Raw genomic sequence first — 11,413 nt, 5'->3', positions numbered from 1 at the left:
CCACCGCCGCCGACAGCTCCACCGACTCGCTGATCGGCCTGCTCTCCGGCATCGGCGCCCACGTGGCCGAGTTCCTCGAACGACGCCGCGCCGAGAATCTCACCGTGGAACTCGCCCGCAACAAGGACGAGTACCTCGGCCTGGTCGGCCACGAACTCCGCACCCCGATCACGTCCATCACCGCGTACGTCGAAATGCTGCGCGACACCGACCCCGCCGCCGCCGCCGAGGAAGTCCCCGACCTGCTCGACGTCCTCAGCCGCAACAGCGACGCCCTGCAGGAGATCGTCGACCGGCTGCTCGACCTCGTGGCCCTCGACAGCGGACACACCAAACTGATCCGCGAACCGGTCGACCTGACCGAGGTCGTGAGCGCCGCCACCGAGGCCGCGCAGCCCGCCGCCGACGCCGCGGGGCTGAACCTGACCCTCCACCTGCGCCCGGACACGACCGTCGCCGGCGATGCCGCACGCCTGCGACAGGTCGCCGACCAACTGCTCGACAACGCCGTCAAACACACCCCGAGCGGAGGCCGGGTGACCGTCACCCTGACCCGGCCGGACCCGGCCACCGCCGAACTGACCGTCACCGACACCGGAATGGGCATCCCGGTCGAGGACCACCCCCGCCTCTTCGACCGCTTCTACCGCTCCCAACGCACCCGTGACCGGCACATCCCCGGCAGCGGACTCGGCCTGCCGGTAACTCTCGCGATCGTCGAAGCGCATCGAGGGCAGATCCGGTACGCCCCCAGCGAGGCGGGAACCCAGGTCACCGTGCGGCTGCCGATCGCGTGAGCCCACTACAGTGCCGACGTGCAGCTGATTCAGGAATTGACTGAGGTCGCGACAACCCTCGGCGCCTCCCTCGAGCGCCTGAGCAGCAGCCGGGACCGGTTCGGTCCGGCCGAGGCGACGCATTGGGGTGAGGGACTCATCGCCGTGCGACAGGGCTGCGACGGCAACGGCTACGAGGTGACGATCTGGGCCGGAGAGGACATCGCGGCAAAGGGACAGGCCGCTGATCTGCAGGAGATCGTCACCACGATGCTCGGCCGGCAGGCCGATCTGCCGATCCGGGAACTCTGCCGGCGCCAGGAGTACCTCGAACCCGTCGGGCCCGAAGGCCAGGTCGAGGCGCTGTGGCATCTGCTGATCGCGCACGGCGAGGAGTACCTGCATCCGGTGGTCACCGCGGTCACGAGCAATCCCACGCTGCGCGCCCTGCGACCATGGCTCAGTCACGGCGTTCTGCACCTGATCCACCCTCGCGACCGGATCGGCTCGATCCGGTACGGCTTGGCGTTCTATCGCGGCGGCGATGAGCTGTTCAAGCTGGACGTCTACGACAGGGGGTTCGGCCCCGCCGAGACGCTGCCGTCCGCGATCGACAGAGCAGCCGAGGCGGCAGGCTCCTGGTAACGGCCGCTCGCGCGGTCAGGCTGCTGGATCGCCACATGAAAGCAACCGGCGATAGATTCAAAAGAAAACCTTTTCCTGGTACGACCTGTGGAGCCCCGTGGCCAGGCTCGAGCCGAGTCCCGTGCTGTTCTCGCGCAAGGTCTACGCCCCCGGGCCCGCATGGCTGAGCTGATCCCGCCGAGCGTTCATCTGCATGAAGCGTTCCTGGAGTGCCACGCCGAATGGGGTCCGGGACTTCATGAGGACGGATTCGGCCTGACCGCCGACGACGACGTGGAAACGCCCGAGGGCTTCGCCGCCTGGGTGCATCGCCTGGTCCGGCTGACCCATCCGGCAGGTGAACCCTGCCCGCCCGAGAAGCACGCCTCACCGCACTGGATCGTGGAGGACGGCCGGGTGCTCGGCGGAATCACCCTGCGGCACCAGTTCGACGACGACCTCGGCCAGATCGGTTACGGCCTGCGACCGTCCGCGCGAGGCCGTGGGCTGGCGAGCTGGGCGCTGGGCCGGATGCTCGTCGAGGCGCGTACGGTACTCGGCCTGAACCGCGTCCTCATCCCCTGCCTCGCCGACAACCTTGCCTCGGCCCGGACCATCGAACACTGCGGCGGCGTCCTCGAGGGCCTCCGCGACTTCGAGCAGTTCTCGGTCCGGCGCTACTGGATCGCCCTGAACGAATGACCTCGAACGGCCGTCGAGGGAAGCTGGAACGACCCTCCGGCGTCACCACGCCGCCGGGCAGGGCATCATCGGCAGAATCTTGATCTCTGCCGGTAAGCACCAGGAGGATGCATGAAAGCGTTCCGTCAAGCGGTGGAGGCCCGCGACACCGCCGCGATCGAAGCCCTGCTCGCCGAGAATGTCGTGTTCACCAGCCCGGTGGCCTTCAAACCCTATCCGGGGAAGGCGATCACCGCGGCGATCCTGCGCGGCGTCCTGCGGGTCTTCGAGGACTTCCGGTACGTGCGGGAGCTCGCCGGCGCCGACGAGCGTGATCACGCGCTGGTCTTCGAGGCCAAGGTCGACGGCAAGGACATCACCGGCTGCGACTTCCTGCACCTCGACGAGGACGGGCTGATCGACGAGTTCACCGTGATGGTGCGGCCGCTGTCGGCGGCGCAGGCGCTGGCCGAGGCGATGCAGGCCCAGTTCCCGCAGATCCAGCGCGAGGCGACGCAGGGCTGAGCAGGCGCACGGAACCGGGCCGGCGCGTCGGGTGGACGCGCCGGCCCGGTTCGGCCGTACGGATCAGCAGGTGGGCTCGCCGGACTGGGCCGGCAGGCTGACCGCGTTCCAGGCGGCCTTGACCGCGTTGAACTGGGTGCAGCTGCCCGGGTACAGGTTCTTCGCGGCCTGCAGCGTCCATACGCGGTACTTCGCGTAGGAGGAGCTGGAGGTCTTCAGCAGCATCGCGTTGTACATGATCTTGGTGGCGGTCTGGATGCCGACGCCGGTCACCGTGCTGCCGTTGCAGGTCGGGCTCGACGGCTGGCCGTTGCCGCTGCTGCCCTGGGCCAGCAGGTAGAACCAGTGGTTGCCGGGGCCGGCCGCGGCGTGCACCTCCTGGCTCGGGGTGCTGCTGGAGTAGCAGTTGCTGTCACCGGCGAGCGACGGGTTGTACATGTACCGGATCGGGCCGCTGCCGACCAGGTTGACCTCCTCGCCGACCTGGTAGTCGGCCGGGTCGTTCGGGTTCGCCGCGTACGCCTCGGTGGCCGCGCCGATGGTGTCGGCGACGAACTCCTGGGTGCCGCCCTTCGAGATGCCGCCCGGGGTCCTGTCGTCGATGCCGTGACCCAGCTCGTGTCCGACCACGTCGAGCGACGAGATCCACTTACCGGCGGTGTTCTTGCCGATCTGGACCTGGGTGCCGTCGTAGTACGCGTTCTGCTGGTTCAGGCCGACCCGGATCGGCCACGCGCCGCCGGAGCCGTTCTGCGCGTTGCGGCCCAGCCACGACGACAGCATCGCGGTCTGCTTCTGCGCCGCGTACAGCGCGTCCACGCAACCGGTCTCCTTGCTGGTGCCGACGCCGTTGCCCCACACGTTGTCGGAGCCGCTGAACGTCACCCGGGTGGAGGCGTCCTGGCAGCTCAGGTTCGTGACGGTCGGGTCCTTGAGCGAGTACGTCGAACCGGACAGCGTGGTGTTCAGCGAGACCGAGCCGACGATCCAGCCGGTGCCCGTGCCGGTGGCCTCGGTGACATGCTCCTCGGTGGCGAGCACCTTGCCGGTCAGCGCGTCCACGTCGACCGTGAGGCGGCTGACACCCTCGGCGCCGGTGCCGTTGACCGTGGTCTCGTACGCGAGCTTCGCCGTGGCGCCCTCGGCCGCGACGACGATCAGCCGCGTGGTCTCGACCCCGGTGACGGTCTTGAGCTGCTTCTTCGCGGTCGCGATCGCCGCGCTCGCGGAGATCGCCGGAGCGGTCGACACCTCACCGATCGGGCTGCTCTGCGCGACCGACGTGTACCGGGTCTGGCCGGCGCTGTCGGTGACCACCACAAGGTCACCGCCCTTGACCGCCAAGCCCTTGTAGGTACGGTCGTAGGACGCGTAGGTGAGGCCCTGCGACGTGTAGACCTGGCGCCGCTGGAACGCGTCGTGGGCGCCGGCGTGCAGTGCGGCTGGCCGGGCGGCGACCACGGCGTCAGCCTGCGCGACCGCGTCGACCTGCGGGGTGGGCGTTTGGGCGGCGGCCGGACCGGACACCGCGACCAACGCCGTGGCAGCCGCGGTACCGGCGGCCAGGGTGATGGCCAGAGGGATGCGCATCATCTCGCGGACTCCTTTCCCGCCCGTCGGGGTGGTGGGCGGGCTCGACCTCGGTGCGGCGGAGTGGCCGGCACCGGGTGGGACACGAGTGACGCTATCGATAGTTAACTATGTGTGAAATAGGGAAAACCCTTGCAGTCCCGCGGATCACGCCTTCCTGTCGATCACTCCTCGGGCGGACGGCGGCGAATCAGCGCAGCGTAGGCGGCATCCGCGAGGGGCCGGGCGCGGCTCTCCGCGATCCGCGCGGCGGCGGCGCGGGCGAGGATCAGGTCACGGATCTCCTCCGCGCGCCGCAGATCCTCGGCCGAGATCACGACGTTCTCGTGACGCCGCCGCCGGGCCCGCAACCGCTTCCAGCCGGACTGCGCCGCGGGAACCACCGCGTTCGCCAGCGCGCCGGCCACGAGCGGGTAGACGATGTAGACGACCAGGTCGGGTGTGAGGCCGGCGCCGATGGTGCCGCCCCGCCACCGCAGCGAGCTGTCGTCACCGAGTTCGAGGTCGCCGTCGAACCAGGCCGCGCTCACCTCCGGCAGCAGCATGGCCTCGTCCGGCGCGATCGCCTCGACGATGTCCTGGGCCAGGTCACTGAGCCGGAACGTTTCCACGACATCCACCTCTTCTTCGATAGCCGGACCGGACACGCTCATTCCTGGAGCGCGTGGATGATGAGCCAGACCGTGCGCAGCAACAGGCCGTCCAGCAGTTGGTTCTGCTCCTGCGGGAGGACGCTGCCGTCCGGGGGCGCACTGTGCTGCAGCGCGACGGTCACCAGGTTGTGACCGATCTCGACGGCGACGCTCGCGGCGACGACCCGGGCCGGCAGCCCGATGATCCGCGCGGTCGCGGTGACCCGTGTGAAGCTCAGCGGATAGGGCAGTGCCAGATCCGTGCCCCCGCTCGTGGCGATCCGCCACCGCCCGCCTTCCGCCAATCGCTCCGGGAAGGTCCATTCCGGACAGGCTCGCGCGGACGCGTCGGCGCTCAGCCGGGCCTGGTGGGCGCCGCCCGTCGACGGATACGACGCGAGGCCCAGGGTGAGCGGGGAGCCGAGCGGCGGGAGCGCGCTCCCGGGCACGGTCAGGGTCTCGGCCACCGCGGCGGCCGGCTCGGGAGCGCGGCCGGGGCAGCGGAAGGAGAGCTGGCTCAGCAGATCGCCGCGGTTGACCTCGGCGGCCGGTGTCCACCCGGCGGGCAGGCTGCGCCGCGCCTCGGCGAGCGCCGCCCGGAGCCGGTCGACCGGCAGCGGACGCCCGGGATCCTCGACGCAGGCCCGGGGCTCGGTGTCCGGTTCCTCGGGATAGACCGGCCGGCCCAGGCACTTGACGTCGTCCGGCATCCCCGTGATCATTCCGGTCCGCCCGGTCGCCACCGCGCCGGTGGCGGCCAGCACGGCGACGACCAGCGGAACGGTGAGCAGCCCGAGCCGGACGAGAGCGCGCCGGGGCCGCCGGACAACGCGCGCCAGAAGGTCGCCGAGCAGCACGGCCACCGGCAGGGTGAACAGGATCAGCACCAGCCAGAGCCAGCCGCCACGATCCAGGAAGTCCACGAGACGGTCGAGGCGGAACGTGCCGCCCACCGTCGAGTCCCGGGCGAACTGGACGACACCGCCCAGCACCGTCACCACCGCACCGGCCAGCAGCGCGGACGACACCTCGCCGCGCCGGGCCAGGACCGCGGCGGTGGCCAGCCAGCCCGGGATCGCGCACATCCACCACCGGTTGAGCAGCCAGAGGTACACGTCGCCGGTCGGCTGCGCGGCGGCGATCGTGGCGACGACCCCGCCCGCGGCCAGGGCGGCCGCCATGATCACCAGTGTGCCGCGGAGCCGGGTCACCCGTGTCGCGGCCAGCGCCGCGACCGCCAGCGCGCCGGCCGCCCACAGCCGGGGGAAGCCCGTCGAGCCGACCAGCATGGCCCGGTCCGCGCGGACATCCGCCCAGGTCCAGTGCGCGATCGTGAGCAGGGACATGGTCTCCAGGACCGCGCAGACGGCGACCGTCAGACCGAGGACGACCACGATCGTGCGGGCGGCCCGCGGCCACCCGGACGGCCGCGCCGACAGGTCTCCCGCGAGCCCGGCGGCGACGGCGGCGACTCCGGTCCAGGCCGGTGCGACCCAGAGGGCGAAGAACCACTCATGGCCCTCGATCAGATCCGAATGCACCGACGACAGTGACAGCGAACCGACCGAGGGCATCAGCCATCCGGCGGTCAGCCCGGCCGCGGAGCCGAGCACGCGAGCCCACCAGGCGCGCCGGTTCGCGGGCGTACGGCGTACCCAGATGATTGTCGCGACGGCCGACCAGGCCGCGGCCGTGACGAGTTCGACGATCTGTTCGTCCCTGATCCCGGGCAGAACCCCGCCCTGCACGTTGAGCAACAGCGTCAGCAACGCCCGGCCGCCGAACATGGTCAGCAGTCCGAGCAGGGCCGCGACCGCGAAGCCACCTTCCCAGTCCGCCGGGTTCGTGGCGGCCTCGGCCCGGTCGGGCCCGCTCGGATGGGTGGCCAGGAGCCGGCCCGGCCACCAGCGCGGTCGCGGGTTCCCGGCCGGCGCCACCGTGCGCAGCACCTCCGCCAGGCCGCCGGTCTCGACCGCGAACCGGTCCGCGGCCCGCTCCCGACGGCGCCGCGCGGCCGATCGCAGCAGCAGGGCGGCCGCGGCGAAGACCGCCGCGATCAGAAGCGATCTCCGGTACGACCCGGTGGCGAGAGCCGGCTGCAGGAAGACGGGCAGCATGGCGAGGGCCAGCACCGGCACGACCAGCACCCCGGCCCACCCGGTCGCCGCCGTCCAGGACACGTCCCGGGCTCGCACGTGGGCCAGCTCGTGCAGGATGATCAGGTCCCGTTCACCCTCCGACGTGTACCCGTACCCGGACGGCACGGCCACGGTCAGCCGGCCGAACGGAACGCCGGTGGTGTACGGCTGCCGGTCGCGTCCGGCCGGCGCGACCACCAGCCGGGGTCGTCGCCGCCCGGTCAACCCGAGCACGTCGCACCAGTGCTCGAAGCGCCGCGTCACGATGGCGGCCGCATCGGCGGCGGGCGCCCGGCGCCGGATCCGCCGCCGCAGTCGCCTCGGCGTCACCAGCCCCTCGCCGAGCACGCAGAGCCAGGCCAGGACGGGCACGGTCAGCGCGCCGGCCGCCCGCGCGGTGGTCCGCGTCCGGTCGAACCCGGCGGCACACCGGTCGTAGTCCGCGCCGCGCCCGAGCAGCGCCGCGGCCCTGCCACCACCCGAAGGCAGCCCCTGCGCGGCGACACAGTCCTGGACCTCGGCCCACCGGCCCAGGTCGTGCGCGACGAACACGGCCTCGCCCGCGGACACCCCGACACAGGTCAGCGCGACCAGAACGAGTAGATGCATCCATCGCAACGGTGATCCGAAACCCGTCACGATTCGAGATCGTATGTGGACTGTCCGTTATCGAACAGTCAGGCGAACGGGTCGGCCGCGGCGGCGATCGGGCAGCCGATCATGCCGTCAGAGCTCGGCCTGGTGCCGAACGTCGTCCTCCAGCGCGACCCGGTAGTTCTCGGCGAATTCGGTCAGCTCCGCGACCTCGTGCTCCAGGGCCGCGTGCTCGTCGCGCAGCTCGGCCGCCGCCTCGGTGTCGCGCCGCCGCGACGCCTCCTCGATGCCGTTGGCCGTCGACCGCGCCCGCTCGATCAGCTGCTCGGACTGCTCCCGGGCGTCGAGCAGCATGTCCTCGCTCTCCTGGGAGACGCTTGCCAGATGTTCCTCGGCGGTCCGCCGCGCCACGGCGAGGACCCGGCCGCCGTCATCGGCCAACGGCTCGGCGGTCTCCCGGCCGGCGGTCTCCCGGCGGGCGGTCTCCCGGCCGGCGGTCTCCCGGCGGGCGGCCTCGAGCCGGCCGTGCAGGCTGTGCGCGTCCCGTTCGGCCCGGTCCCGGGCGGCCCGCGCGCGGTCCAGCTCGGCGCTGACGGCGGAGAGCGCGGCCTGGTCGTCCTCCGCGGCGGCGTCGACCCGGCGGGCCTGGTCCTGCAGGGCGGCGTTCTCGGCCAGCAGCCGGGCGATCTCCTGGGTTATCTCCTCGCGGAGCGCGTCGACCTCCTCCGCGTCGTAGCCGCGGCTGCCCAGGGCGGCCTTCTGGAAGGTGATGCCGTTTACATCGGCTGGCGTCAGCGGCATGAAGCTCCTCGTACGGTCCTGGCGTGCCCCGGCTTCCTGAGTCGACTTCCGGGAGACCACGGCCGGCCTGGATGGCCGGCGCGGTCGATGGTCGGGAACCGTCCCGACCCGCCAGTGCGAATCGGCTTCACACTGTACGCCCCGGACGCCTGCCGCCTCGGCGTCTTCCCCGGACGACCCGGTGCGGACGCTCAGTGGCCGTCGACGGTGAAGAAGGTGGCTCCGAAGTCGCGGGCGGCCAGGTCCGCACGGCGGATCGCCCACAGCGCCACGGCGCCGTCACCCCAGATCATCCGGGCGTCGTCGTCCTCGTCGAGCTGGAGCAGGGTGACCCATTGCCGGGCCTCGGCCAGGAAGGCGGGATCCTGGTAGGGGTCGGTTCCGGCCGGCGATCGGTGGCCGTGATGAGCGGCGCTCATCTCGAGCGGATGCTGGAAGGCATCGGAGTAGCCACCGACCTGGTGGTCCGGTATGAAACCGCGGTAGCGCCTGACGATGTCGGACAGGTATCGGCCGTTGTACTCGTCGCGCCAGAGCAGGCGGGAGAGATCCGCGATCGCGGCCGGATCCTCGGCCATCGCGGGGTTGTACGACCCCGGAGCGCTGAGGATCGTCCGCGCGGTCAGTGCCACCAGCGGGTACTCGTACTCCTCGGACGGGTGTCGCAGGTGCGACGGCACCTGCCGGGCAGCCGTGGCGATGCCCTCCGGCACGTGGATGACGGTGGGGCGGCCGCTCCTGACGACCTCTTCCATCTCCTCCAGCCGCGGCAGGAAGAACAGGAGCGTCCCGCTGCCGGGCAGTTCCAGGTCGACCTCGTAGGCGCTCAGCACTGCGCAGTCCAGGCGAGCCACGAAGATCTCCGGCTCACCGTCGTCCCGCAGCGGCCACTCCTGGCCGATGGGCAGGTCCGCCTCGCCACCGAGCCGGCCGACGACCGGGTCACCCGGCCGCGCGGGGGTCAGCCTGATCGCCGGACGCAGCGGCAACCGGTCGAAGGCGTCCGCGACGTGCGCCGGCAGTTCGGCACGGACCAGGGCGGGGAGCTCGTTACGCCAATCCAGCACAGCAGACATGATCACAAATACCCGCCGGCCCGCCTCCGTTACCGTTCGATCATGGAAATCTCTTCACGTCTGGCGGTCGTCTCCGGTGGCGCGACGGGCATCGGTCGCGAGATCGCCCACAGCTTCGCCGCCCACGGAGATCGGGTGGTGATCATCGGGCGCCGTGTCGAACTGCTGCGTCAGGCCGCCGAGGAGATCGACCGGGCGATCGGGGCGAAGGTGGTGTTCCCGGTCAGCGCCGACCTGACGGATCCGGCGCAGGTGCAACACGCCGCGGACCGCATCGCGGAGCTGGGAACCGTCGACGTGCTCGTCAACAACGCCGGCGCGATCATCACGCCACCGGCCGGTGACGGGCTCGCGGCCCTGGCCGCGTCGTGGCGCCACGATCTGGACACCAACCTCATCACCGCGGTGCTGCTCACGAACGCGCTGCTGGGACAGCTGACCCGACCGGGCGGCCGAGTCATCATGATCAGCTCGGCGGCCGCCCAGCGGGGTGGCGCCGGTTCGCATTCGGCCGGGTCGTACGCGGCCGCGAAGGCCGCGCTGCACGGCTGGGCGCTCGGGCTGGCCAGGCAACTCGGCAAGGACGGCATCACGGTGAACGTCCTGGCGCCCGGTTACATCCAGGACACCGACATCTTCCACGGCCAGGACACCCCTGACTTCGTCGCGGCCAAGATCGCCGACACCCTGGTCGGCCGGCCCGGGACTCCGGCGGACGTCGCGGCGGCCATCGGGTACATCGCCTCCGCCGACGCCGGATACCTCACCGGGCAGATCATCGGCCTCAACGGTGGCGCCGTACTCGGCCGATAGCGACAGCGCGGCGGCAGCGCGGCGGCAGCGCGGCGGCAGCGTCGTTCTGCGAGGGATCGATGCGATTTCGGCGGCGGTCGATCAGATCGGTCATCCGCGAAGCACCCCGGAACCGCTGTGGCCGGGGCGGGCGGTGATCCGTAACCACTGCGACCGGTGCCCCGTTATCAGCGGGAAGCTTGCACTCTTCATACCCGAACCAGGAGATTGATCAGCGGTGCGCGAGGGCGGGATGAAGATCCGGGAGCGGGCGACCGTCGCGGCGGCGGTGGTCAGCCTATTGGTCGCCGTTCTGGCGCTCGGCCGGGATCTGTTCGACATCACGATCCCCGGATTCCGGCCGGCGGCGAATGCCAGTACCGCGAGCGCGAAAGCGGTCAGCGAACTCGACGCCGCGAAGACGCAGTCGGCTCAGCGCCCCAAGCCCACCGCTCAGGATCTCAAGGGCGCCGACCATGCCGCTCAGAACCCCAACCGTGCCGGCAATACCGTTCAGAACCCCAAGAATGCGGGCCGCGCCACTCAGCAGCCCGGCAGGTCCAATTCGCACCGACCTCAGGCGCCCGCCGTACCCGCGGTGGTCGATCCCCAGATCTCGCTGAGTCCCGCCGTGGGTCCGGCCGGCAGCGCGTTCACCGTCAGCGGGCGGGGCTACAGCCCCAGGGGCAGAGTGACGGTTCGATTCAACGCCGCTGTCGTCGCCGAGGGCCAGGCCGGTGCCGATGGAAGCTTCTCCCTCACCGCATACGTACCAGGTGGTCTGAGAGCCCCCGCCTCGGCCTCGTTTCCGGTCCGGGCAACCGATTCGGCCACCTCACGCGGCGATGAAGCCCCGTTCGTGGTCGTGCCCCGGTTCAAGAAGAGGGGCCCGAACCGGCACGGGCACGATCGGGGGCCGATGCACCGGCCGCGGACCGGGCCGTGGTCACCCGCAGATCCCGCAACGTCCGCTGCCGCGGAGAACGCGAGTGGCCCCGGTACGCGCTATCACCCCGGGCACTCGTCCGACCTGGTCTGCCGTCCCCCGTACTGCCGAGGTCCGCACTTCGGGCCGTGAGCAGGACCCGGCCGCCGGGCCACCGGTGGCCCGGCGGCCCGGCGGCCACCGTACGCTTCCGGTCACTGTCCCGGCCGCCGCTCGCGGTTCGGGGGCTTCCCGGTCC

General features: G+C 71.4%; 11 protein-coding genes. 5 read left to right on the top strand and 6 right to left on the bottom strand.

Translation table 11 applies throughout. The features are described from left to right. From CHC09_RS39255 to CHC09_RS39240, 4 genes are all read left to right on the top strand, one after another. On the top strand, nucleotides 1-797 hold a 797-nt coding region (locus CHC09_RS39255; RefSeq protein ID WP_143232824.1), incomplete at its 5' end, for a sensor histidine kinase. A gap of 18 nt (nucleotides 798-815) precedes the next feature. After that, nucleotides 816-1,421 (top strand): hypothetical protein, encoded by a 606-nt coding sequence (locus CHC09_RS39250; RefSeq protein WP_089298348.1) that lies wholly within the window; start codon nucleotides 816-818, stop codon nucleotides 1,419-1,421. Nucleotides 1,422-1,580: 159 nt separating this feature from the next. Beyond that, entirely contained in the window at nucleotides 1,581-2,102 is a 522-nt protein-coding gene (locus CHC09_RS39245; RefSeq protein WP_089298347.1) for a GNAT family N-acetyltransferase, read from the top strand. A gap of 111 nt (nucleotides 2,103-2,213) precedes the next feature. After that, nucleotides 2,214-2,606: a nuclear transport factor 2 family protein gene (locus CHC09_RS39240; RefSeq protein ID WP_089298346.1), complete on the top strand. Its 393-nt coding sequence runs from the start codon at nucleotides 2,214-2,216 to the stop codon at nucleotides 2,604-2,606. Between the two features lie 63 nt (nucleotides 2,607-2,669). Here the strand turns inward: CHC09_RS39240 and CHC09_RS39235 are convergent, their stop codons facing one another. The 5 genes from CHC09_RS39235 to CHC09_RS39215 all read right to left on the bottom strand — a co-directional run bounded on the left by CHC09_RS39235 (nucleotide 2,670) and on the right by CHC09_RS39215 (nucleotide 9,428). Next, entirely contained in the window at nucleotides 2,670-4,199 is a 1,530-nt protein-coding gene (locus tag CHC09_RS39235) for a M4 family metallopeptidase (RefSeq protein WP_089298345.1), read from the bottom strand. A gap of 161 nt (nucleotides 4,200-4,360) precedes the next feature. Continuing rightward, on the bottom strand, nucleotides 4,361-4,807 hold the full coding sequence (locus tag CHC09_RS39230) for a hypothetical protein (protein ID WP_143232823.1): 447 nt from the start codon (nucleotides 4,805-4,807) through the stop codon (nucleotides 4,361-4,363). Nucleotides 4,808-4,845: 38 nt separating this feature from the next. After that, complete coding sequence (locus CHC09_RS39225) at nucleotides 4,846-7,575, bottom strand: M48 family metalloprotease (RefSeq protein ID WP_089298343.1); 2,730 nt, start codon at nucleotides 7,573-7,575, stop codon at nucleotides 4,846-4,848. Nucleotides 7,576-7,692: 117 nt separating this feature from the next. Further along, complete coding sequence (locus CHC09_RS39220) at nucleotides 7,693-8,361, bottom strand: DivIVA domain-containing protein (protein ID WP_089298342.1); 669 nt, start codon at nucleotides 8,359-8,361, stop codon at nucleotides 7,693-7,695. A gap of 191 nt (nucleotides 8,362-8,552) precedes the next feature. Continuing rightward, a complete protein-coding gene (locus tag CHC09_RS39215; protein ID WP_179277467.1) occupies nucleotides 8,553-9,428 on the bottom strand; it encodes a DUF1963 domain-containing protein in 876 nt (291 codons plus the stop codon). Between the two features lie 57 nt (nucleotides 9,429-9,485). Between CHC09_RS39215 and CHC09_RS39210 the strand changes: the two genes are divergently transcribed. Continuing rightward, complete coding sequence (locus CHC09_RS39210; protein ID WP_179277468.1) at nucleotides 9,486-10,250, top strand: SDR family NAD(P)-dependent oxidoreductase; 765 nt, start codon at nucleotides 9,486-9,488, stop codon at nucleotides 10,248-10,250. Between the two features lie 277 nt (nucleotides 10,251-10,527). Here the strand turns inward: CHC09_RS39210 and CHC09_RS45805 are convergent, their stop codons facing one another. Beyond that, nucleotides 10,528-10,800, bottom strand: coding sequence for a hypothetical protein (locus tag CHC09_RS45805; RefSeq protein WP_143232821.1), 273 nt, complete (start codon nucleotides 10,798-10,800; stop codon nucleotides 10,528-10,530). Between the last annotated feature and the right edge of the window lie 613 nt (nucleotides 10,801-11,413).

Origin of the sequence: Actinoplanes regularis, from assembly GCF_900188005.1 — a bacterium.
GTDB classification, from domain to species: Bacteria; Actinomycetota; Actinomycetes; order Mycobacteriales; family Micromonosporaceae; genus Actinoplanes; species Actinoplanes regularis.
The sequence above is the reverse complement of the archived record's forward strand: the minus strand, read 5'-3'. Positions and strand labels throughout refer to the sequence as shown.